Annotated in this window: 19 protein-coding genes and 6 tRNA genes; 10 read left to right on the top strand and 15 right to left on the bottom strand. The window is 67.2% G+C overall.

From position 1 onward, the window contains the following. Nucleotides 1–30: 30 nt before the first annotated feature. The 11 genes from pdxT to ABZ789_RS01670 all read right to left on the bottom strand — a co-directional run bounded on the left by pdxT (nucleotide 31) and on the right by ABZ789_RS01670 (nucleotide 10,368). Entirely contained in the window at nucleotides 31–675 is a 645-nt protein-coding gene (pdxT, locus tag ABZ789_RS01720) for a pyridoxal 5'-phosphate synthase glutaminase subunit PdxT (protein WP_358417972.1), read from the bottom strand. 70 nt (nucleotides 676–745) lie between these two features. Next, nucleotides 746–1,570, bottom strand: coding sequence for an acyl-CoA thioesterase II (locus ABZ789_RS01715; RefSeq protein WP_358417969.1), 825 nt, complete (start codon nucleotides 1,568–1,570; stop codon nucleotides 746–748). Between the two features lie 150 nt (nucleotides 1,571–1,720). Continuing rightward, a complete protein-coding gene (pdxS, locus tag ABZ789_RS01710; RefSeq protein WP_358417966.1) occupies nucleotides 1,721–2,623 on the bottom strand; it encodes a pyridoxal 5'-phosphate synthase lyase subunit PdxS in 903 nt (300 codons plus the stop codon). Nucleotides 2,624–2,783: 160 nt separating this feature from the next. Further along, complete coding sequence (locus tag ABZ789_RS01705; RefSeq protein ID WP_358417963.1) at nucleotides 2,784–3,848, bottom strand: NUDIX domain-containing protein; 1,065 nt, start codon at nucleotides 3,846–3,848, stop codon at nucleotides 2,784–2,786. After that, a complete protein-coding gene (locus ABZ789_RS01700; RefSeq protein ID WP_358417960.1) occupies nucleotides 3,845–4,972 on the bottom strand; it encodes a glycosyltransferase family 4 protein in 1,128 nt (375 codons plus the stop codon). Before ABZ789_RS01700 ends, ABZ789_RS01705 begins: the two co-directional genes overlap by 4 nt. Then, on the bottom strand, nucleotides 4,973–5,875 hold the full coding sequence (locus ABZ789_RS01695) for a phosphatidylinositol mannoside acyltransferase (protein ID WP_358417957.1): 903 nt from the start codon (nucleotides 5,873–5,875) through the stop codon (nucleotides 4,973–4,975). Further along, nucleotides 5,872–6,540: a phosphatidylinositol phosphate synthase gene (pgsA, locus tag ABZ789_RS01690; RefSeq protein ID WP_358417955.1), complete on the bottom strand. Its 669-nt coding sequence runs from the start codon at nucleotides 6,538–6,540 to the stop codon at nucleotides 5,872–5,874. Before pgsA ends, ABZ789_RS01695 begins: the two co-directional genes overlap by 4 nt. Before the next feature lie 151 nt (nucleotides 6,541–6,691). Next, the gene (locus ABZ789_RS01685) at nucleotides 6,692–7,276 is read right to left on the bottom strand and encodes an HIT domain-containing protein (protein ID WP_358417952.1); all 585 of its coding nucleotides are present in this window, start codon (nucleotides 7,274–7,276) and stop codon (nucleotides 6,692–6,694) included. Next, a complete protein-coding gene (thrS, locus tag ABZ789_RS01680) occupies nucleotides 7,273–9,339 on the bottom strand; it encodes a threonine--tRNA ligase (protein ID WP_358417949.1) in 2,067 nt (688 codons plus the stop codon). Before thrS ends, ABZ789_RS01685 begins: the two co-directional genes overlap by 4 nt. A 142-nt stretch (nucleotides 9,340–9,481) precedes the next feature. Further along, a complete protein-coding gene (locus ABZ789_RS01675) occupies nucleotides 9,482–10,060 on the bottom strand; it encodes a DUF742 domain-containing protein (RefSeq protein WP_358417946.1) in 579 nt (192 codons plus the stop codon). A 236-nt stretch (nucleotides 10,061–10,296) separates the two neighbouring features. Then, nucleotides 10,297–10,368, bottom strand: a tRNA-Val gene (locus tag ABZ789_RS01670). A gap of 332 nt (nucleotides 10,369–10,700) precedes the next feature. On the opposite strand from ABZ789_RS01670, the gene ABZ789_RS01665 reads away from it, so the two are divergent. The 5 genes from ABZ789_RS01665 (at nucleotide 10,701) to ABZ789_RS01645 (ending at nucleotide 11,163) form a co-directional block, all read left to right on the top strand. Beyond that, nucleotides 10,701–10,773, top strand: a tRNA-Gly gene (locus ABZ789_RS01665). A 25-nt stretch (nucleotides 10,774–10,798) separates the two neighbouring features. Continuing rightward, nucleotides 10,799–10,869: transfer RNA gene (locus tag ABZ789_RS01660), tRNA-Cys, on the top strand. Nucleotide 10,870: 1 nt separating this feature from the next. Then, nucleotides 10,871–10,945 (top strand) — tRNA-Val (locus ABZ789_RS01655). Nucleotides 10,946–10,995: 50 nt separating this feature from the next. Continuing rightward, a tRNA-Gly gene (locus ABZ789_RS01650) sits at nucleotides 10,996–11,071 on the top strand. Between the two features lie 20 nt (nucleotides 11,072–11,091). Next, a tRNA-Val gene (locus ABZ789_RS01645) sits at nucleotides 11,092–11,163 on the top strand. A gap of 123 nt (nucleotides 11,164–11,286) precedes the next feature. On the opposite strand, the gene ABZ789_RS01640 is transcribed toward ABZ789_RS01645, so the two are convergent. Then, complete coding sequence (locus tag ABZ789_RS01640; protein WP_358417943.1) at nucleotides 11,287–11,781, bottom strand: 2-isopropylmalate synthase; 495 nt, start codon at nucleotides 11,779–11,781, stop codon at nucleotides 11,287–11,289. A gap of 361 nt (nucleotides 11,782–12,142) precedes the next feature. Between ABZ789_RS01640 and ABZ789_RS01635 the strand changes: the two genes are divergently transcribed. Next, nucleotides 12,143–12,694, top strand: coding sequence for a GNAT family N-acetyltransferase (locus tag ABZ789_RS01635; protein ID WP_358417940.1), 552 nt, complete (start codon nucleotides 12,143–12,145; stop codon nucleotides 12,692–12,694). A 39-nt stretch (nucleotides 12,695–12,733) separates the two neighbouring features. On the opposite strand, the gene zapE is transcribed toward ABZ789_RS01635, so the two are convergent. Beyond that, complete coding sequence (zapE, locus tag ABZ789_RS01630) at nucleotides 12,734–13,747, bottom strand: cell division protein ZapE (RefSeq protein ID WP_358417937.1); 1,014 nt, start codon at nucleotides 13,745–13,747, stop codon at nucleotides 12,734–12,736. A gap of 164 nt (nucleotides 13,748–13,911) precedes the next feature. On the opposite strand from zapE, the gene ABZ789_RS01625 reads away from it, so the two are divergent. The 3 genes from ABZ789_RS01625 to msrB all read left to right on the top strand — a co-directional run bounded on the left by ABZ789_RS01625 (nucleotide 13,912) and on the right by msrB (nucleotide 17,244). Continuing rightward, nucleotides 13,912–15,471 (top strand): alpha/beta hydrolase, encoded by a 1,560-nt coding sequence (locus ABZ789_RS01625; protein WP_358417934.1) that lies wholly within the window; start codon nucleotides 13,912–13,914, stop codon nucleotides 15,469–15,471. A gap of 76 nt (nucleotides 15,472–15,547) precedes the next feature. Continuing rightward, entirely contained in the window at nucleotides 15,548–16,783 is a 1,236-nt protein-coding gene (locus ABZ789_RS01620; protein ID WP_358417931.1) for a glycosyltransferase family 87 protein, read from the top strand. 32 nt (nucleotides 16,784–16,815) lie between these two features. Further along, nucleotides 16,816–17,244 carry a peptide-methionine (R)-S-oxide reductase MsrB gene (gene msrB, locus ABZ789_RS01615; protein ID WP_358417928.1) on the top strand — a complete coding sequence of 143 codons (429 nt, stop codon included), beginning with the start codon at nucleotides 16,816–16,818 and terminating at the stop codon, nucleotides 17,242–17,244. On the opposite strand, the gene ABZ789_RS01610 is transcribed toward msrB, so the two are convergent. Then, nucleotides 17,207–17,932 carry an HAD-IA family hydrolase gene (locus tag ABZ789_RS01610; RefSeq protein ID WP_358417925.1) on the bottom strand — a complete coding sequence of 242 codons (726 nt, stop codon included), beginning with the start codon at nucleotides 17,930–17,932 and terminating at the stop codon, nucleotides 17,207–17,209. The genes msrB and ABZ789_RS01610 overlap by 38 nt on opposite strands. 105 nt (nucleotides 17,933–18,037) lie before the next feature. Here ABZ789_RS01610 and ABZ789_RS01605 point away from each other — a divergent pair, with 105 nt between their 5' ends. After that, nucleotides 18,038–19,006 (top strand): L-lactate dehydrogenase, encoded by a 969-nt coding sequence (locus ABZ789_RS01605; protein ID WP_358417922.1) that lies wholly within the window; start codon nucleotides 18,038–18,040, stop codon nucleotides 19,004–19,006. A 9-nt stretch (nucleotides 19,007–19,015) separates the two neighbouring features. Here ABZ789_RS01605 and ABZ789_RS01600 read toward each other — a convergent pair whose 3' ends face one another. Then, nucleotides 19,016–21,295 (bottom strand): molybdopterin-dependent oxidoreductase, encoded by a 2,280-nt coding sequence (locus tag ABZ789_RS01600; RefSeq protein ID WP_358418221.1) that lies wholly within the window; start codon nucleotides 21,293–21,295, stop codon nucleotides 19,016–19,018. Nucleotides 21,296–21,321: the final 26 nt, after the last annotated feature.

The raw sequence follows: 21,321 nt of genomic DNA, 5'->3' as shown, positions 1-21,321 counted from the left end.
GGCGTCAACCGACAGGTCGGAGCGCCGATTCTACCCGCCTCTGCTGTGGGATTCCGCGCGGCCGCCGGTCGCCGAGCGCACGATCTCCACGAACAACCGGTGCACGCGATGGTCACCGGTGATCTCGGGATGGAAGGAGGTCGCGATCACGACGCCCTGGCGCACCGCGACCGCCCGGCCTGCCGCCGGTCCGTCCGGCACCCTGGCGAGGATCTCGACACCGGGACCGGCGTGTTCTACCCAGGGGGCGCGGATGAACACCGCGCGGACCGGGCCGTCGTCGATGCCGGCCATGTGGAGGTCGGTCTCGAAGGAGTCCACCTGCCTGCCGAAAGCGTTGCGGCGGACAGCGATGTCGAGTGCGTCGAGGTGTTCCGCGTCGTCGGTGGTGTCGAGCACCTGTGAGGCGAGCAGGATCATCCCGGCGCACGAACCGTAGGCGGGCAGCCCGGCCTTCAGCCGGGTCCGTAACGGCTCGAGCAGGTCGAACACGCGCAGCAGACGGCTCACCGTGGTGGACTCGCCGCCCGGCAGGAGGATTCCGTCCACCTCGTCGAGTTCGCGTTCGCGGCGAACCGTGATCGTCCGCGCCCCCGCCGCTTCGAGCGCGCTCCGGTGTTCGCGGACATCGCCCTGCAGTGCCAGAACGCCGATCGTGGGAGAAGAAGCCGTCACAGCCGTCACCGTTGCCTGTCCGTCCGAAGGGGGTCGCCGGTGCGGGCAGTGCGGTCCGAGAACTTCCCGATCAGGAATCGCGCAGGTAACGCGTGAGTCCTTCCTGCACCACCGCCGCGACCATGTTGCCGTGGCGATCGAAGATCCGCCCCTGGGTCAGTGCCCGGCCCAGCCCGGCCGAGGGTGACGTCTGGTCGTAGAGCAGCCAGTCGTCGGCGCGGAACGGCCGTAGAAACCACATCGCGTGGTCCAGGGAAGCACCCTGCGTCCGTTCGTCGGCGTGTCCCACGCTTGCCGAACCGAGCAGCGTCATGTCGCTCATGTACGCGAGGGTGCAGACGTGGAAGACCGGGTCGTCGGGCAGCACCTCGCGCGAGCGGAACCACACCTGCTGCTGCGCTGCCATCCTGCGCGAGGCGTCCATCCGGTCGCGAGGGACGAAACGGAAGTCCCATTCGGCCCATTCCCGTTTGGCCCAGGCCATCGTGTCGTCGTCGATCATGGTTTCCGGATCCGGAAGGTCCTCCGGAGCGGGCACTCGCGGCATCGTGTCCTGATGCTCGATGCCCTCGTCGCGCACGTGGAACGAGGCGGACATCATGAAGATCGCCTTGCCGTCCTGCACAGCCGTCACCCGGCGGGTGCAGAAGGAGCGGCCGTCGCGGATGCGGTCGACGAGATAGACGATCTGCATCGTGGGGTTTCCCGGACGCAGGAAGTAGCCGTGCAGCGAGTGCACCCCGTAATCGGGCGCGACCGTCCGCACCGCCGACACGAGCGCCTGGGCTGCCACCTGACCACCGAACGTCCGAGGCAGCAACGTCTCGGTCGCGATACCCCGGAAGATGTCGTTCTCGATCTGCTCGAGCGCCAGGATCTGCTCGATCTTCGCCATGGGAACTCCTTCTGTCCGCCGTACGGAAGAAGGCTAACTGCACGGACGAGCACTGCTCGCCACGTCCCCGGCAAGTCGGCAGGTGGCCGAGGTCGCCCTTCGATACATGAACGCCACGCGGTCCCCCGAGCGCGCAGCGGGGCCGGAGGGTCACCAACCGCGTTCGGCGAGCCGGTGGGGCTGAGCGATCTCGTCGACGTTGATGCCCACCATCGCTTCGCCGAGACCGCGCGAGACCTTCGCGAGCACATCCGGATCGTCGTGGAAGGTGGTTGCCTTGACGATCGCGGCGGCACGCTGGGCCGGGTTTCCCGACTTGAAGATTCCGGATCCGACGAACACGCCCTCCGCCCCGAGCTGCATCATCATCGCGGCGTCGGCGGGGGTGGCGATACCACCTGCGGTGAACAGGGTAACGGGCAGTTTACCGGCCCGGGCGACCTCGACGACGAGGTCGTAGGGTGCCTGCAGTTCCTTCGCGGCGACATAGAGCTCGTCGTCGGGGAGGGAGGTCAGCCGTCGGATCTGCTGGCGGATCCGACGCATGTGGGTCGTCGCGTTGGAGACGTCGCCGGTGCCGGCCTCCCCCTTGGACCGGATCATCGCGGCACCCTCGTTGATGCGGCGCAGTGCTTCACCGAGGTCGGTGGCGCCGCATACGAACGGCACCGTGAATGCGAACTTGTCGATGTGGTTCTCGTAGTCGGCGGGCGTGAGCACCTCCGATTCGTCGATGTAGTCGACGCCGAGGGACTGGAGTATCTGAGCCTCCACGAAGTGGCCGATCCGAGCCTTCGCCATGACGGGAATCGAGACTGCCTCGATAATGCCGTCGATCATGTCGGGATCGCTCATGCGCGACACCCCGCCCTGCGCGCGGATATCGGCGGGCACGCGTTCGAGGGCCATGACGGCCACCGCTCCGGCGTCCTCCGCGATTCTGGCCTGCTCGGGCGTGACCACGTCCATGATCACCCCACCCTTGAGCATTTCGGCCATACCGCGCTTGACGCGGGCGGTACCGGTAACGGATGAGGTATCGGTGCTGGTCACGATGATTTGTCCTCCACTGCGGATGGTCGGCGAACACCGCGCACGCACGGGCGGGCACGCGGCGAGTCCTCAGACTAGGACGGACGACCACGCCGAACCGATAGCCAGTTGACAGAAAGTGGACTGCTCATCCGGGTCCACCGGCACTTCGCGGGAGGACTCAGTGGATCGCGCGGATCTCCGGCTCACGCTGCCGCGCCGCGACCTGCCGGGCCTCTTCGAGCAACTCCGGCAGGTCCTGTGGATAGACCGCACTGTCGGAGCGGACCAGTGCCTGCAGTTCCTCGTCGTCGAACCATCGATGTTCGAGGCGCATGCTCCGTTCGAGGTCGGTGAAGCCGTCGGATGCGGGTTCGAACGACGGCACCCGGACGGCGAAGAACAGTTCCTCCGAATGAAGTACCTCGCCGTTGAACGGGAAGACCGCCACTCGGCGCCACATCGGCCCGCACAGACGTTCCCGCTCGATCCGGAGCCCGGTCTCTTCGGCGATCTCCCGTTGCGCGGCCGTCACCAGATCCTCACCGGGTTCGACCGCGCCGCCGACCGTGAACCAGAAGTGCCTGTGGGGCGCCGCCGGGTCGTGCCCGCGCAGAAGCAGAACACGGCCGTGCTCGTCGAGCAGTACCACCCTCGCGGACGTGCGCGCCCGATCCGGTACCGGGCCGGTACGGGACGTCGGCGTGCTGTCCGGCACCGGGGCGGCAGGAGCCGCGGTGGCGGTTCCTCCTGCACGCTCGGCGATCTCGAAGTAGGTGGGCAACGGTGCGGTGCCCCCGAGGTGCAACCAGCGGATCGACCGGCGGGTGCGCAACGCCAGTGTGTCGCGCACCGCGTCGTTGTGGAAGCGCCGGGCGATGAGGACACGAGCTTCCGCGTCGGCGAGTTCGGCCACGAGCTGGGGTCGCAGACGCCCTGCGTCGAGTCGGGTCAGCGCGGCCGACAACGCGTTCTCGGCCTCCTCGCGCCGATCGCGATCGGCTCGCTCGGCGGTGTCGGCGAGCAGCGCGAGGGCACGTCCATCCGATATCGGGAGCGACGCGGCGATACTCCGCACCACCACGGCACGGCGAGCCAGGGCAGCATCGAGTGCCTGCCAGGACAGATCGGAACGCACGTGGAGCCGGTCGAGGCGGTTCGCGGTGGAGTAGGCCCACACCCCGATTGCCACCACGATGGCGGCTACCAGCGACAGGACCAGAATCGTCACGGCGCTGAGGGTCACGACCGGACCTCCCGCACCCGGCCGGCACCGACCGTGACGGTCTCGTAGACGCGCAGGATCTGCTCGGCGACGACCGGCCAGTCGTATGCCTCGACCACCGAGGACCCGGAGTCGACCAGCGCTCGCCGCCGGCTCTCGTCGCCGAGGACCTCGAGAATGCCCCTCGCGAGCGCATCGGCGTCGCCGACGGGAACGAGGACACCGGCCTGCCCGTCTCGCAGCACACGCCGGAACGCGTCGAGCTGGGACGCGACGACCGCCGTCCCCGACGCCATGGCCTCGACGAGCACTATGCCGAAACTCTCACCGCCGAGGTTCGGTGCGCAGTACACATCGGCGCTGCGCATCGCCGACGCCTTGTCGTCGTCGTCGACCTGGCCGAGGAGGCGGATGTGTCCGGCATACCGCCCGGCTTCCTTACGCAACCGGTCCTCGTCACCGCGCCCGACCACGAGAATCTCGATATCGGGATGGTGCGCGACCAGGGCGGGCAGCGCACCGAGCAGAACGTCCATGCCCTTGCGCGGTTCGTCGTACCGGCCGAGGAACAGCACCGTGCGGCCAGGTCGCGGATAGCCCGGCAGCAGCGGAGCGTGCCGGAAGAACGGCACGTCGACGCCGTTGGGGATTTCCACGGCATCGGCGCCGAGAGAGGTGACCTGCCAGCGTCGTGCGAGTTCGGACACCGCGATCCGCCCGCTGATCTTCTCGAGATAGGGCTGAAGGACACCCTGGAAGGTGCTGAGCACCAAGGATTTCGTCGTCGATGTGTGGAAGGTCGCCACGATCGGCCCTTCGGCCACCTTCAACGCGAGCATCGACAGACTGGGCGCATTCGGTTCGTGAATGTGCAGGACGTCGAAGTCGTTGTCGTTGATCCAGCGGCGGACCCGGGCGTAGGAAACCGGCCCGAAACTCAGCCGTGCGACGGATCCGTTGTACGGGATCGCGACCGCGCGGCCGGCCGAGACCACGAAGTCGGGCAACGACGTGATCTCCGAGGCCGGCGCGAGCACGCTCACCTCGTGCCCCCGTGCGATGAGCACCTCCGCGAGATCCACTACGTGGGCCTGCACTCCGCCGGGAACATCGAAGGAGTACGGGCAGACCATCCCGATCCTCACCTACGCCTCCATCCTGGCCCGGCGGGTCTCGGACAGATCGTCGAGCCACAGGGGCTGCAGCATGTGCCAATCCTCGGGGTGCGCGGCGATGTTCGTGGCGAAACGGTCGGCGAGCGCCTGCGTGGCAGCGTCGAGTCCGAGGCTCACATCGATCTCGGGATCGACGCGAAATCCCCAGCCGGTGCTCGTGAACCAGCAGTGAACCGGTAGCAATGCGGCTCCGGTGTCGATCGCGAGCTTCGCGGGACCGGCCGGCATACGGGTGGGTTCGCCGAAGAAGGTGACGGGCACTCCCTTGCGTGCGAGATCACGTTCGCCGAGCAGGCACACGATCTTGTTGTCCTGCAGCCGGGCGGCCAGCACGTCGAACGGGGAGGACTCCGCGCCGCTCGCCGGGAAGACCTCGAAGCCGAGGCCCTCGCGGTATTCGACGAACCGCCGATAGAGAGATTCCGGCCGCAATCGCTCCGCGACCGTGGTGAAGCCGCCGTAGGTGCGGACACACCACACCCCGGCAAGGTCCCAGTTCCCGCTGTGCGGCAACGCGAGGATGGCACCCCGTCCCTCCGCGAGCGCCCGGTCGATGTTCTCGCGGCCTTCGATCGAGGAATCGATCGATGCGGCGGTCGCGTCGAGGTCCATCGACGGCAGGCGGAAGGCCTCACGCCAGTAGCGCGCATAGGAACGCACGGACCGGACGATCAGATCGTCGGGCACCTCGTGCGGTGCCACGCCGAGGACACGCGCGAGATTGCACCTGAGTTGCCGAGGTCCTCCCCCGCGACGGGCCGCATAGTCGGCCCCGGCGTCGAACAGTCTGCGTGCGAACGCTTCCGGCAGCGCCCGCACGAGCCGCCATCCCGCCGCGTAGCCGAGATCGGTGGCGCGTTCGGCGATGCTCATCGCGCTCCCCCGTCATCGTCCGAGTCGACCGGGCGCGGGGCGGGTGAGAGTGGCAGCAGATCCCGTGCGCCGGGGGAATTGCGGACCGCGAGCACGCGCTGGAAGACCGTGATCACCGATCCTGCCGCAAGCAACCACATTGCGATGTGGATCGCCCAGTCGAGTCCGAGCCCGGTCAGGCCGGCACCCACCAGCACGATGATCAGGCGATCCGGTCGCTCGATCAGACCGCCGTCGGCGGACAGCCCGCTGGCCTCCGCACGTGCCTTCGCGTACGAGATGACCTGCGACGACACGAGGCAGATCAGTGTGGCGACGAGCAGCGGGCGGCTCTGTTCGTCGTAGATCGCCCACCACGCCAGTCCGGCGAAGATCGCACCGTCGGCCACTCGGTCGCAGGTCGCGTCGAGCACGGCCCCGAATCGGGTTCCCCCACCGCGGGCCCGCGCCATCGCACCGTCGAGCATGTCGAACATCACGAACAGCCAGATGACGAGGGTTCCCCAGAACAGCTGACCGAAGGGGAAGAAGGTCAGGGCGGCGGCGATCGTGGCGACCGTGCCGATCAGGGTGACCGCATCCGGAGAGAGACCGGTACGGATCAGTGCCTTGCCGAGCGGCGCGGTGGCCTTCGACACCGACGCCCGCCCGAAGAAGCTCAGCATCCCGCGACCCCTGTCTTCCCGTCCGACCGATGTGTCCGGGCTCCGATCCTGCCACGAGACATGCCGCAATTGCGCGGGTGGTGGGCAGCGGCTCCGGAAGCGAGGGAACCGTGCACGGCGCTCTGCGGTCTCGGCAGCTCGGGAAGCGTCCTCACTCTTCCCATGCCGAGGCGAGCAGGGCACGGGTGTCGCGCAGCAGTTGCACCATCACCTTCGACCCGCCGAGCACCGTGATGAAGTTGGCGTCGCCACCCCACCTCGGCACGATGTGCAGGTGAAGGTGCTCGGCCAGCGAGCCGCCCGCGGCGGCACCGAGGTTGAGACCGACATTGAAACCGTGCGGGCGCGACACGCGCTTGATCACGCGAAGTGCACGCTGGGCGAACTGCATGAGCTCGGCGCTCTCGTCGGGCGTGAGATCCTCGAGATTCGCGACCCTGCGGTACGGCACGATCATCAGATGCCCGGGGTTGTACGGGTAGAGATTCAGGACCGCGTACACCAGTTCGCCGCGGGCGACGACGAGGCCCTCCTCATCGGACATCTTGGGGATGTCGGTGAAGGGTTCGTACGGCTCGTCGCGCCCCCTCGGGGACTCCGTGATGTACGACATCCGGTGCGGCGACCACAGCCGCTGCAGGTGGTCGGACTCTCCCACACCCCGGTCGACCAGCGATGCGGGATTGTCCTCCGTGGCCGGGATGTCGGCCGGCCCCGGAGTGCGATCGCCCGTCACGACCGGTCGCCTTCCCCACCGGAGCCGACCAGTTCGGCGGTGGGTGAGGCATTCTCCCGGCGTCGGACCCAGTCCGTCACGAGGCGCACGGCCTCGTCGACCGGCACACCGTTGATCTGGGTACCGTCGCGGAATCGGAAGCTGACCGCGCCGGCCGCGACGTCGCGCTCGCCGGCGAGCAGCATGAACGGCACCTTCTGCGTGGTGTGGGTCCGGATCTTCTTCTGCATGCGGTCGTCGGAGACGTCGACCTCGGCGCGGATGCCCTGAGCCTTCAACTTGCCCACGACGTCGAAGAGGTGGTCTTCGAAGTCGGCTGCGACGGGGATGCCGACGACCTGGACGGGCGAGAGCCACGCGGGGAAGGCACCGGCGTAGTGCTCGGTGAGCACGCCGAAGAACCGCTCGATCGATCCGAAGAGCGCACGGTGGATCATGACGGGCCGATGCTTCGCCCCGTCGGGTCCGGTGTACTCGAGTTCGAAGCGCTCGGGCAGGTTGAAGTCGAGCTGGATCGTCGACATCTGCCAGTTCCGGCCGAGCGCGTCCTTGACCTGCACCGAGATCTTCGGTCCGTAGAAGGCCGCGCCGCCCGGATCCGGGACGAGGTGCAGGCCCGAGCCCTCGGCGACCTCGCGCAGGGTGTCGGTCGCGATGTCCCACAGTTCGTCGCTGCCGACGAACTTCTTCGGGTTCTTCGTCGACAGCTCGAGGTAGTAGTCGTCGAGGCCGTAGTCCTTCAGCAGATCGAGGATGAACTTCAGGACGCTGGCGAGTTCGTCGCGCATCTGTTCCGGAGTACAGAAGATGTGCGCATCGTCCTGCGTCATGCCACGCACACGGGTCAGTCCGTGGATCACGCCCGACTTCTCGTAGCGGTAGACCGAGCCGAATTCGAACATGCGCAACGGCAGTTCGCGGTACGAGCGCCCCCGCGACCGGAAGATCAGGTCGTGCATGGGGCAGTTCATCGGCTTGAGGTAGTAGTCCTGCCCCGGCTTGCGGACCGTGCCGTCCTCGTTGAGCTCCTCGTCGATGTGCATCGCCGGGAACATGCCGTCGCGGTACCAGTCGAGGTGGCCCGAGACCTCGTAGAGCTGTCCCTTGGTGATGTGCGGGGAGTACACGAACTCGTATCCGGCCTCCACGTGCCTCTGACGCGAGTAGTTCTCCATCTCCTGGCGGATGATCCCGCCCTTCGGGTGGAAGACCGGCAGTCCCGAGCCGAGCTCGTCGGGGAAGGAGAACAGGTCGAGCTCGGTGCCGAGCTTACGGTGGTCGCGACGCTCGGCCTCGGCGAGAAGTTCGAGGTGCGCGTCGAGTGCCTCGGCAGATTCCCATGCCGTGCCGTAGATGCGCTGCAGGCCCGCGTTGTCCTGGTCTCCGCGCCAGTACGCCGCAGAGCTGCGGGTGAGCTTGAAGGCCGGGATGAACTTGGTGGTGGGCACGTGAGGGCCGCGGCACAGGTCCTTCCAGACGACCTCACCCGTGCGAGGGTTGAGATTGTCGTAGATCGTCAGTTCCTTGCCGCCGACCTCCATCACCTCGGGGTCGTCGATTCCGGACTTGTCATCGATCAGCTCGAGCTTGAAGGGCTCGTTCTCGAGTTCCTCACGAGCATCCTCGAGACTGTCGACGACGCGACGCGAGAAGCGCTGCGCATCCTTGACGATCTTCTTCATCCGCTTCTCGAGCTTCGCGAGATCCTCCGGCGTGAAGGGACGCTCGACCTGGAAGTCGTAGTAGAAGCCGTCGCGGATCGGCGGGCCGATGCCGAGTTTCGCCTCGGGAAATTCCTGTTGCACGGCCTGCGCGAGCACGTGGGCGGCCGAGTGGCGGATGACGCTGCGCCCGTCCTCGGTGTCGGCGCCGACGGCCTCCACCTCGACATCCTCGTCCGGCGTCCAGGCCAGATCACGCAGCGCGCCCTCCGAGTCACGGACGACCACGATCGTTTCAGGCCCCTTGGTGGGCAGACCTGCGTCGCGGACCGCCGCGCCCGCAGTGGTCCCCGCGGGTACCAGGACGATCGTGGCTGGTTTCGCGGATGCGGGCGTGCTCACTGTGGCGGGCTCCTCGGCTCGATGCCTGATGTGTGGGTCGTCGCCGGGCACGTGCTGCGGTCAGCAACCGCACAGCGCACGGTAACTTCATCATGCTATCGACATCCGCCCCGGCGGCGAACACAGGGAGCCGATCGAAAGCTCAGAGGTGACTGAGGCCGGTGAGTACCCGCTCGAGCAGTTCGACATTCGGTCCGACCCGATCGGCAGTGCGGTGCACGGTGATCTCACCGGTCGCCGCGAGATCGCCGACGAGCACCCGCGCGACACCCAACGGAATCTGCGCGAGTGCCGCGATCTCCATGATCGACCTGGGCTGGACACACAGGGCCAGGACCATCCGGTGCTCCTCCACCGCCGGACCGGACTCACTGCCCATGGCTGATGGCACGGCCGATACGAGCGCCTCGAGAGGCAGCTCGACCTCGGCCCGGGTGCGTCCGCCACTACGCACGAACGGGCGCACGAACGACGACGTCTCTGGCTGGTTCATGTCCTCGATTTCCAGACTGGTCCCGGCGCCCGCGCTCCGGTCGGCTGTCTCCATTGCGGGCCGGTGCACCGCGGTCTCCGCGACCTCGCCTTCGGCGGGATCCGACTCGTGGTGAAGCCGTGACGGCACGGCGTTGTCCGCCGGCTGCCGCCGTCGACGGGACCGACCGGATCCGAATCTCGCTCCGGTCGCCCCCACGACCGGCCATTCGCTGTCCGCAACGCTCATCCGGACGTGTCCTCCTCGACGACCACGATCCTGCCATCACTACCCACACTTAGGCCACAAGCACCACCGCTGTGCGCACACGCCACCTGCACCGACCGGAGTCGTTACGGTTCGAAGGAGACATGCGTTCGCGGGCAGCCCGCCCGACCGGGCGCCACGCATGTGCTCGACGATTTCATCAGGGTACGAAAAAAGGCACCCCCGTGGGGGTGCCCTTCATCACTGTTGTTTCTCGGTGGTCCCGGCTGGGATCGAACCAGCGACCTCCCCGGTGTGAACGGGACGCTCTTCCACTGAGCCACGGGACCGGGCCGCTTCGCAGCGGCTCGAACGAGATGGAACATTAACACGCTCCCGCCACGAAGACGAATCCCCTGGTCCACACCGTTTCGCCAGACGCGTGCACACGACAGGACTGCGCAGCACCATGCCGTCCTTCCGGCGGGGCGGCGAGGCGGTGCGGCGTGCATGCGGGCTCCGACGAGAGTCGCGCTCGGCCTCACCACGGGGCCATCCCGCCGATGATCTTCGCGAGATCCGTCGATTTTCCCGCCTTGACCTGCAGATTTGTGTGTTTCGTGGACGCTCGGCTAGTGTTTTGAACCGCACCACGGAGAGCAAGACGCCGAACGGTGCGAATGCGGATGTAGCGCAGCTGGTAGCGCATCACCTTGCCAAGGTGAGGGTCGCGGGTTCGAATCCCGTCATCCGCTCGAGAGGTTGGACTCGACCTTTTACGGTGGAGTGGCCGAGTGGTGAGGCAACGGCCTGCAAAGCCGTGCACACGGGTTCGATTCCCGTCTCCACCTCGCGCGATTAGCTCAGCGGGAGAGCGCTTCCCTGACACGGAAGAGGTCACTGGTTCAATCCCAGTATCGCGCACCAGGTTCGACCTGCACGTGGGTCGAACCGGTTCACCGAAACAACGTGCACATGCGGATGTAGCGCAGCTGGTAGCGCATCACCTTGCCAAGGTGAGGGTCGCGGGTTCGAATCCCGTCATCCGCTCCACTCCGGCGACGACAATGCCGGCGCGATTAGCTCAGCGGGAGAGCGCTTCCCTGACACGGAAGAGGTCACTGGTTCAATCCCAGTATCGCGCACAGAAAGTGAAGGCCCCTTCGGAAATCCGAAGGGGCCTTCACTCGTTCGCGTGGCGATTTGCGTTCCTCGCCTGCGGAGGGTGATCCGTCGCGGGGCTCCCCGCGACGGATCAGGGTCCTCTTTCACGCACCGAGCTTGTTGATCCCCGCAATCATCGCGCGCAAGGACGACTCGTTGCCGGTCGCGCCGGTACCCATCACCCAATCCGTGCGATCGCCGGACCGGCAACGCAGGAAGGTTGCGGACATTCCGTCGATCTCGTGCCGGTGGAACGACAGGATTTCGATGTTCAGTCCGAGGTCGTACAGCATCGCGGTCATCGCGGCGATCGGCCCGCAGGTGGTCGCGGATGCAGTGTGGATGGTGTCTCCGATCGCGATGGTCGCCTCGAATGCACTGCGCCCTGCTCCCAGGGCTGTCGCCGTCCAGCCGCCGAGCCGCACCGGGCCGTGCTGGGCCCCGTAGGTCGACTCGAATTCCGCCCAGGTCATACCTGCGGCTTCCTCACGCAGTCCACGAGGAAGGGGGCGCCCGTAACGGGCGAAGAAGGGATCGGCGGCGTCCGTGCCGCAGGGAAACATCGGTGCGATACCGGAGAAGGAAATGAAGGCGTTCATCGTTCGTAATGGTCTTCCGCGAGAAGGAAGGACCGACGCGTAGCTCAACGACCCGCAGCGAGGGGTCGGTCCGAATCAGACCCCGCTACGGCGGTGAACTACGAGTACGCGCTTCATGACGGCGACGGTACAACGCACGGAGGTTTCACGCAAGCCACGGCCGGCGCGCCGCGTGACGGAACCGTGACCGGTGCGGCTGGAACCTGAGGAATCCCTCGGGTAGCGTGAATGGTGCCATCCCCCCGATGGTGTCGAACCCCAGCCATGACCCCCCATCCAAGGCTGGGGTTCAACCATTTCGGGTCTCGCCCGACCGGGGGCCGGTCGGAGATTCGTCTCGTCCGGTGCTTCACTTGTGTGCATGTCCATGCCACCACTCGATGAATCGGTCACCGTCGACGAGGCAGGCATCTGGGATGCCGAAGCGATCGCTCAGGTTGCCGCGACCACCTTCCCACTCGCCTGTCCCCCGGAAGCCGGTGAGGACGACATCGCCGACTTCATCGAGCGCACCCTCAGCGCCGAGAAGTTCGCCGAGTACCTGTCGTCCCCCGAGCGCACAGTCCTCGAGGCCCGCACGGGCGGCGAGATCGTCGGGTACCTCATGGCGGTGGATGCCGCCCCCGAGGATCCCGCGGTGGCCGAAGTGGTCACGGCACGACCGGCGATCGAGATCAGCAAGATGTACGTGATGCCGGGCCACCAGGGTTCCGGCGTCTCGTCGGCACTGATGGAAGCGATCATCGCCCGGGCCACCTCACTCGGGCGGGCGGGGCTGTGGCTGGGCGTCAACCAGAAGAACGCGCGCGCCCGGCGCTTCTACGAGAAGCACGGGTTCACAGTGGTGGGCGTGCGCACGTTCGTCGTCGGCGCGCAGACACACGACGATTTCGTCATGCAGCGCACGTTGTGATCCGTCGGCGGCACCGGGGTGCGTGCACGCCGGGGACGATCAGCCGGCGGCGACCTCGAAGCGCGACAGCGCGAGCAGACGGGAGGTCGCCCGCAGGTACTTCTTGCGGTACCCGCCCGCGAGCATCTCGGGCGTGAAGATCTCGTCGAGCTTCGCGCCGGCAACGGTCACCGGGATGCTTGCGTCGTACATCCGGTCGGCGAGAACGACCAGCCGCAGCGCTACGGACTGATCCTTCGCGGGATGAACCCCGTCGAGGAAGACCGCGCTCACGCCCTCGACGAGCTTGCCGTAGCGAGAGGGATGCAAGGTGCTCAAATGTGCGCACAACTCGTCGAAATCGTCGAGTGTCGCACCCGGAGTCGCCTCGGCACGCTCGACGAGTTCGGCCGAGTCGATCGGATCCGGGGCCGGCGGGAGGTCGCGGTGACGATAGTCGGGCCCGTCGACGCGGATGGTCTCGAAGATCGACGCGAGCTTCTTGATCTCCCGCAGGAAGTCCTGAGCCGCGAACCTGCCCTCACCGAGCTGACCGGGAAGGGTATTGGAGGTCGCGACGATCGAGACGCCGCGAGCCGACAGTTCGGTCAGCAAACGTGAAACGAGCATGGTGTCGCCCGGGTCGTCGAGTTCGAACTCGTCGATACACAGCACGCTGTGGTTCGACAGTTCCTCGACTGCCTTGTTGAAGCCGAGCGCGCCTACCACGTGAGTCAGTTCGACGAATGTGCCGAATGCCTTGGGCGCGGGGGCACTGTGGAAGATCGAGGCGAGCAGGTGGGTCTTGCCCACGCCGAAACCGCCGTCGAGATACAGACCGGCGCCCTGCTGCTGCGATCGGCGTCCGAACAGCCCGCGCTTACCACCGCGGATCTTCCCGATCTTGCCGACGAACTCCGCCGCGGTCTTCACCGCCGCCGCCTGGCTGGGTTCGTTCGGATCAGGAATGTACGAGTCGAAACTCACCTCGTCGAACATCGCGGGAGGCACCATCTGCGCCACCAATTGGTCTGCAGGCACCACCGGATTGCGGTCGACGAGACGTTCGTGCATTCGTCAAGCGTACGACCGCGCGATGGTTCGATCCTCACTCGGATGCGGAATGCGACCTACTTCACATGCCCGTCACCTGTGCGTCATGCGGAGGGAGGACACTTCCGGCGGGTCTTCGGCCACCGGCTGCGCGCCGTCGCCGCCGAACCTGGCAGGCTGTGCGCATGCGCAGAACGGGTGTGCTCGCCGCGGTGTGGATCGCAGTTGCCGCGGTGTCGACCGCGTGCGGGGCAGGACCGTCGATACGTCCCGAAGTCGCCGTCGTGCGCGACGATCCGGGCGTCTCCGGCGACCGGTCCACCGAGGACGAGACCGTCGTGCCGGAGCTGCCGGCTCCGGCGACCGAACCCGCCTGGCGGGACTGCACGGCCGAGACGATCTCCGCTTTCGACGCCCCACCCGGCCCCGCGGGCCTGGTTCTCGAGTGCGCCGAGGTCGTCACCCCGATCGATGTTGCCGGCACCGTGCCGGGCACCTTCCCCCTCGCCGTCATGCGTGCCAGGCTGGCCGACACCCCCGGCGACGCGGCTCCCCTCGTCCTCACCACGGGCGCCGATACCGCGTCGACGCGCGCCCTCACCGGGCTGGCCACCGGCCCGATGTCCGGTGCACTGGCGATGCGGCCGATCGTGGCCGTGGACCGCCGCGGCATCGGCAACTCGCTCGCGATCGACTGCATATTCCCCGCAGATCAACGGGGCCTGGGCGATCTCGGCCAATTCGGCCGCAGCGGCGATGCAGCCGATCGTGTTGCGGAACTGGGACGCCAGGCGACCATCTCCTGTACCGACTACCTTCAACCGCAACAGCTGATGTTCGGCGCCTCTCACGCCGCCGACGACATCGAACGTCTCCGGCAGGTCTGGGAGGTGGACAGGATCGGCATCCTCGGAGTGGGCAATGGCGCGACGGTGGCACTCGCGTACGCCGCCGCCTATCCCGGTGCGGTGGGGCGTCTCGTCCTGGACTCCCCCGCGCCCGCCACCGCGGACGCGGAGATCATGGCCGAGTCGCAGGCCCGCGGCGCAGAGGCAGCGGTCGACGCATTCGCTCGGCAGTGCGCCGACCTCGACTGCGCCCTGGGAGACGACCCGCGCGCGGCGATCGAGGAGTTGCACCGACGCGCGGCGGGGGGTGAACTCGCACCGGTCTCGGCCAATTCCTTCCTCACAGCGCTGACCGGGGTTCTCGGCACACCTCGCGCGGACCTACAGGCTCGCGTCCGCGAAGTGGCGGACGTCCTCGCCGGGGCCCGGGACGGGGACGTCATGCCGCTGATCGAGCTCGTCGGAGCCGCCGAGGAGGCCCTTGCGACGGACGGCCAGTTCGTAGCGCAGTGCAGTGACGGTCAGCGGTGGCCGACCCCGGCCCACGCAGGTGATCTCGCGCAGAACTGGTCCACGCTGTACCCGCTCTACGGGGCCGAAATCGCTTCGGGACTCACCGCGTGCGCGGCGTGGCCGAGCCTGCCGCCGCCGCCGCTGCCTGCGGCCCTCGACGTGCCGGTGCTCGTCTCCTCGGGCGCCGCCGACCCGATCGTGGGCAACGCCGGCGTGGAGTCGGTCACCGGTGTGCTCACAGCGGGCGGCATCGCGTGGGCAGCGCTGTCGTGGCAGGGTGCCGGATATTCGGCGGCGCTGCATTCGGGCTGCGTGCAGTCGCGGATGGAAATCTATCTGTCCGGTGGAGAGCTGCCACCCAACGGGAGTCTGTGCCCCGCGTGACGATCGCGACGCCGGGTCGCCGTCCCGGTGCAGGGCGTGTGCGTGAGTCCGCATCGGCGCGGTGTACCGTGCCGTAGTGCTCCTCAGAAGTCTCGAGCCTCGGACCGCACGCACGACTGCCGACGTGGTCAAGGCGGTGATGTGGCCCCTTGCAGTCATGACGGTCCTGCATCGGGTCGTCGTCAAAGCGGTCAACGGGTTTCGAACCGACGACTTCACCCCGGTCTACAACGCTGCGCTGGCCTTTCTCAACCGCAGGCCGGTGTACACGGCCGAGTTCCAGTGGGTCGATCCCCACTATCTCTACCCGCCCTCCGGGACCCTGCTGATCGCGCCGATCGCGGTGATCGACCCCGAGCGGTCGCGTTGGCTGTTCATCCTGGCGAACGCGATCGCAATTCTCGTGGCGCTGTACCTGCTGCTGCGCATGTTCGGTCTGCGACTCGATTCGCCGGTCGCCCCTGTGATGGTCTTCGCGGCGTTCGCCTCCGAGACGGTCACGAACACCCTCGTGTTCACGAACATCAACGGGCTCGTCCTCCTCGGCGAGATGGCGTTCCTGACACTGTTGCTCAAACGGCGGGATCTGTGGGCGGGAGCGGCACTCGGCCTGACGTTCGCGGTCAAACCCATCCTCGCGCCACTGCTGCTGCTACCACTCGTACGAGGGCAGTGGAAGGTGTTCCTCACCGCTGCGGGCGTACCGCTCGCTCTGATGCTGATCGCGTGGCCGCTGTCGGTCGACGCCTGGCAGTTCGTCGAACACACCGTGCCGTATCTGCTCGAGTCCCGTGACTACTTCAACAGCGCGATCGTCGGGAACGGCATGTATTACGGGCTGCCCGCCTGGTTGATCTTCGGCCTGCGCGCGGTACTCGCGGTAATGGTCGCCGTCTCGGTGTGGCTGCTCTACCGCTACTGCCGGCACGACGAGGTGTTCTTCGTGTGCACCACCGGTGGCGTGCTGCTCGCGGCCTCGTTCCTTCTCGGTTCGCTCGGGCAGATGTACTACTCGATGATGCTGTTCCCGCTGCTGATGACGGTGCTTCTGCCGAACTCCGTGATGCGGAACTGGCCCGCCTGGCTCGCGGTCTACGGATTCCTGAGCTACGACTCGTGGCTGTCGAGTCGCTGGGTGGAAGCCGGGCGGGCAGCGGAGTACATGAAGACCACCTTCGGCTGGTCGCTGCTGCTCATCGTCGTCTTCGCCGTGCTGGTGGACCGTTATCTCGCGGCGCGCCGCGAGGGGCGTCTCGCGGACGGCATCGAACCGTCGCATCTCCTCCCGGAGAAGGAACCCGCTCGGACGTGACGTGCGCGCCGGTCGCGGTTAGCGTGGAGATCATGACGTCTGCTCCCCGATCGGAACCCGCGCCCAAGGTCGTCCACAGCGACGAGGAGTGGCGCGCGAAGCTCACTCCCGCCGAGTTCGCCGTGCTGCGGCAGGCAGGCACCGAACGTCCCTTCGTCGGCGAGTACACCGACACCGAGACCGAGGGCGTCTACGAATGCCGCGCGTGTGGCGCCGAACTGTTCCGTAGCACCGAGAAGTTCCACTCCCACTGCGGTTGGCCGTCGTTCTTCGACCCGGCCGACTCGGACGCGGTGATCCTGCGCGAGGACAACTCGCTGGGTATGCGACGTGTCGAGGTCGTGTGCGCCTCGTGCCACAGTCATCTCGGGCACGTCTTCGAGGGCGAGGGTTATCCCACCCCCACGGACAAGCGGTACTGCATCAACTCGATCTCCCTGCGCCTGGTTCCGTCGGAGTGAGTCCTGCCGCGGCCAGCGCCGCCCACAGCGCATCGTGCCGCTCGGTCGTGGGCAGAGAGTCGACGAGTTCGAAGGAGCACCCGATCGACCGGGCGGCACCATCCGCCTTCGCGCTGTCCCCGATCATCAGCGTGCGCCGTGGGTCTACGCCGAGGGTATCGACGGCGTAGCGGAAGATCTCCGGTTCCGGTTTGACCGCACCGACCTCGAAGGACAACGCGAACACCGACACCAGGTCGTCGATACCCAGCCGCTCGAACGCCGGTCGTATGTCGAACGCGATGTTGCTCACCACACCGACCGCGAGGCCGTCCCCGGTGAGTGCTTCGATCACCGGGACGGTGTCCGGATAGACCGTCCAGCATTCCGGGTCGATCACTTTTTCGTAGAGCGCCGTCGCCTGCTCCGGGTCGGCAACGCCGGATCTGCGCAGCACGGTCAGATACGCCTCTCGGTGCCACCGAGGTTCGCGGTCACGATTGGTCCAGGCGTGGTGTTCGGCGGCGTCCATCTCGACCGGCTGCCCGGTGGGCGTGGTCAGGCGCCGCATCAGTTCGGCCTGCCGATGCACGTCGAACGGCTCGCCGGCGGAGTCGGTAATGTCCGCGAGCCAGCTCTCGTCCTCTTCCAGGCGGAACAGAGTGCCGGAGAAATCGAACAGGACGGCGTCGAAGGGTGACGTGGCCATGCATCGAGGCTAGAGTCCCTGGCGCCCGTCGGCCGAGGTTACCGCGTGGCGGATTCTGCCGACTCCGGTCGCGCACAGCCGCCCCGGAAGCGAGAATGGCGTTCCATGACCGCGACTCACACAGCTGTCGGAAGAAGTACGAAACTGTCCGTCATCGGGGCCGGCAGTGTCGGCACCGCAGTGGCTTACGCGTGCCTGGTGCGAGGCTCGGCCGACGTGATGGCGCTGTTCGACACGAATCCCGGCAAGGTGCGTGCCGAGATCCTCGATCTGAACCACGGAACCCAGTTCGCTCCGTCGTGCCTGATCGAGGGCGGTGACGACATCGCCGTCACCGCCGGTTCCGATCTCGTCGTCGTCACTGCGGGAGCCAAGCAGCAACCCGGTCAGTCCCGCCTCGAGCTCGCCGCCGCGAACGTCGCCCTGGTACGGGAGTTGACTCCCCGCCTGCTGGCCGTCTCCCCCGACGCGGTGATCGTCTTCGTCAGCAACCCCGTCGACATCGTCACCTACGCCGCGATCTCCGCGACCGGGGTCACCGACGGCCGGATCTTCGGATCGGGAACGGTTCTCGACTCCGGGCGGTTGCGGTACCTGCTGGCCCACCGCGCGGGCGTCGCGGTGGAGAACGTCCACGCGTTCGTCGTCGGGGAACACGGCGATTCGGAGGTGGCGCTGTGGTCCGGTGCGACGGTCGGCGGGGTGCCCGTCGATGCGTTCACCATCGACGGGGAACCCGTCTTCGGACCCGAAGTCCGCACCGACCTCTTCCACGAGGTCGTCCGCAGTGCCTACGAGATCATCCACGGCAAGGGTGCAACGAATCTCGCGATCGGGTTGTCGTCCGCGCGCATCGTGGAGGCGGTCCTGCGGAATCAGCGGCGGGTCCTGCCTGTCTCGACGTTGCAGACGGGCCGGCACGGACTGCGCGACGTGTGTCTGTCTCTGCCCACCGTCGTCGACTCCCTCGGCGCACACACCGTGCTCGAGGTTCCGCTGTCGGAGGAGGAAGCCTCGGGCCTGGCCGCATCGGCGGCGACTCTGCACGAGGTGCAGTCGTCCCTCGATCTGTGAGGCGGACCGTCAGCGGATGACGGGCGGATCGTAGGCCCGGATGGGTGGCAGGTCGTCGTCGAAGCGCTCGACGTCGACGAGCACGTGCTGTCCGGTGCAGCCGTGCGACAGCGACGAGGTTCCGACATCGGGGGTGAGGACGTTCGGATTTCCGTGCACGCACATCGATCCGGGATCGGACGGGTCGAGCGGGTCATACCAGGCCCCCGTCGCGAGCTGGACGACACCCGGCAGCAGGCCGTCGTCCACCACGACCCCGGCCAGACAGGAGCCTCGATCGTTGAACACGCGGACGATGTCGCCGTGGTCGAGGCCGCGTGCCGAGGCGTCGCCGGGGTGCATCCGGATCGGTTCCCGGCCGCGGATCTTCGACGCCTGGCTCACCGCGCCGTGGTCGAGTTGCCCGTGCAGACGTGTGGCCGGCTGGTTGGCGATCAGATGCAGCGGGAACCTTTCGGCACGGGAGGAACCGAGCCACTCGTCGGGCTCGTACCACTTCGGATGTCCCGCACAGTCGTCGTAACCGAACGAGTCGATGTCGGCTGAGAAGATCTCGATTCGTCCACTAGGGGTGCGCAACGGGTGGCGGTCGGGATCGGTCCGGAAATCCTCGAACAGGGTCAGGTCGTCCTCGGTGCGCATCCGTACCGGCCCCCCGTACCAGAACTCGTCGAACGGCGGCGGATCCTCGACGCGCTGTTCGTCTGCGAGGACGAACCCTCGCCACTGCTCGTAGAGGTGCTCGATCCACTGCCGGGACGTTCGTCCTTCGGTGAATCGGTCGCCGAATCCGAGACGGTGCGCGAGAGCGGTGAAGGTCTCGTAGTCGTCGCGGGCATCGGCGAAAGGCGGTACGGCAGCCTGCATCGCGACGAGCAGTGGATCGTTGCGCGTGCACGTCAGGTCGTCGCGCTCGAGCGCAGTGGTCGACGGCACGACGATGTCGGCGTGCTTGGCCATCGGCGTCCAGTAGGGATCGTGGACGACGATCGTGTCCGGTCGCTGCAGAGCGCGGCGCAGCCGCCCGAGGTCCTGGTGATGGTGAAAGGGGTTTCCTCCCGCCCAGTACACCAGCCGGATGTCCGGGAAGGTGAGGCGGCGGCCGTCGTAGTCGAACTGCTCGCCCGGTCGCAGCAGCAGGTCCGAGATCGCGGCGACGGGGATGAAGTCCTCGACGTCGTTGTTGCCCTGGAACAGCGTGGGCAGCGGATACGGGACGGGGGCGAGACCGGGTTCGTTCATCGAGCCGTAGCCGTGGCCGAACCCCCCTCCCGGCATTCCGAGCTGACCCAGCATGGCGGCGAGGGTCACGCCTGCCCAGGGCGCCTGTTCGCCGTGGCGGACACGTTGCAGCGACCAGGTGACCGAGACCAGGGTGCGTCCGGTGGCCATGCGATGCGCGAGATCGACCAGGTCCGAAGCCGGCAGGCCCGACAGCCCGGCTGCCCATTCCGGTGTCTTGGGCACCCCGTCGGTGTGTCCGAGCAGATACTCCTCGAAGCGGTCGTAACCGGTGCAGTAGCGATCGAGGAAGGCGCGGTCGGCGAGATCCTCGGTGGCCAGGACGTACGCGAGTGCGAGCATGATCGCGACGTCGGTGCCCGGGCGCGGAGCGAGCCATTCGTGCTCGCCGTGCACGTCGCTGCGGAGGGGGCTGATCGACACGATCCGCCCGCCGCGAGCACGCATCCGGTCGAGTGCACTACGTGTGGGGTGGTCGCTCGTGCCACCGTCGTTGACAGATGTGTTCTTCAGTGGGACACCACCGAAGCACACCATGAGATCGGTCTCGCGGGCGATGACCTCCCAGGAGGTGGCGCGGGCGAAAAGCTTCCAGTGGGTGCCCACCACCCGCGGCATGACGACCCCGGTCGCACCTAGCGAGTAGGAGTGAACCGAGCGCGTATAGCCCCCGAACATCTTCAGGAAGCGGTGCACCTGGCTCTGCGCGTGGTGGAACCGGCCCGGCGCCGACCAGCCGTAGGAACCACCGAAGATCGCCCGGTTGCCGTGGCGATCCTTCACTCGCTGCAACTCGCCCGCGAGGATCTCGGTGAGTTCGTCCCAGGACACGGCCACGTACTCGTCGTCGCCGCGTCGTGTGCTCGGTCCGGGCCCGTTCTCGAGCCAGCCGCGACGTACGGCCGGACCGGCGATGCGGGAGCGGTGCCGCACCGATCCGGGAATGTTGTCCAGGATCGGTGAGGGATCGCAGTCCCCGCCGTAGGGGTGCACGGCGACGACCTCGCCGTCGCGCGCCCGGGCCGAGAACATTCCCCAGTGGGCCATCTGGGAGAACAACCGGCCGTCTCCCT

It is taken from the genome of Rhodococcus sp. NPDC047139 (assembly GCF_040643435.1).
Classification (GTDB): Bacteria; Actinomycetota; Actinomycetes; order Mycobacteriales; family Mycobacteriaceae; genus Rhodococcus.
Note: the sequence above shows the minus strand (reverse complement) of the source record. Positions and strands in the feature narration are given on the sequence as shown.

Coding starts and splice junctions, on each gene's coding strand:
- ABZ789_RS01610 (WP_358417925.1), bottom strand. CDS start 17,932: ATGGCCACGTCACCCTTCGACGCCGTCCTGTTCGATTTCTCCGGCACT.
- ABZ789_RS01605 (WP_358417922.1), top strand. CDS start 18,038: ATGACCGCGACTCACACAGCTGTCGGAAGAAGTACGAAACTGTCCGTC.
- zapE (WP_358417937.1), bottom strand. CDS start 13,747: ATGCACGAACGTCTCGTCGACCGCAATCCGGTGGTGCCTGCAGACCAA.
- ABZ789_RS01600 (WP_358418221.1), bottom strand. CDS start 21,295: ATGGCCCACTGGGGAATGTTCTCGGCCCGGGCGCGCGACGGCGAGGTC.
- ABZ789_RS01640 (WP_358417943.1), bottom strand. CDS start 11,781: ATGAACGCCTTCATTTCCTTCTCCGGTATCGCACCGATGTTTCCCTGC.
- ABZ789_RS01625 (WP_358417934.1), top strand. CDS start 13,912: ATGCGCAGAACGGGTGTGCTCGCCGCGGTGTGGATCGCAGTTGCCGCG.
- ABZ789_RS01695 (WP_358417957.1), bottom strand. CDS start 5,875: ATGAGCATCGCCGAACGCGCCACCGATCTCGGCTACGCGGCGGGATGG.
- pgsA (WP_358417955.1), bottom strand. CDS start 6,540: ATGCTGAGCTTCTTCGGGCGGGCGTCGGTGTCGAAGGCCACCGCGCCG.
- ABZ789_RS01675 (WP_358417946.1), bottom strand. CDS start 10,060: ATGAGCGTTGCGGACAGCGAATGGCCGGTCGTGGGGGCGACCGGAGCG.
- ABZ789_RS01715 (WP_358417969.1), bottom strand. CDS start 1,570: ATGGCGAAGATCGAGCAGATCCTGGCGCTCGAGCAGATCGAGAACGAC.
- ABZ789_RS01635 (WP_358417940.1), top strand. CDS start 12,143: ATGTCCATGCCACCACTCGATGAATCGGTCACCGTCGACGAGGCAGGC.
- msrB (WP_358417928.1), top strand. CDS start 16,816: ATGACGTCTGCTCCCCGATCGGAACCCGCGCCCAAGGTCGTCCACAGC.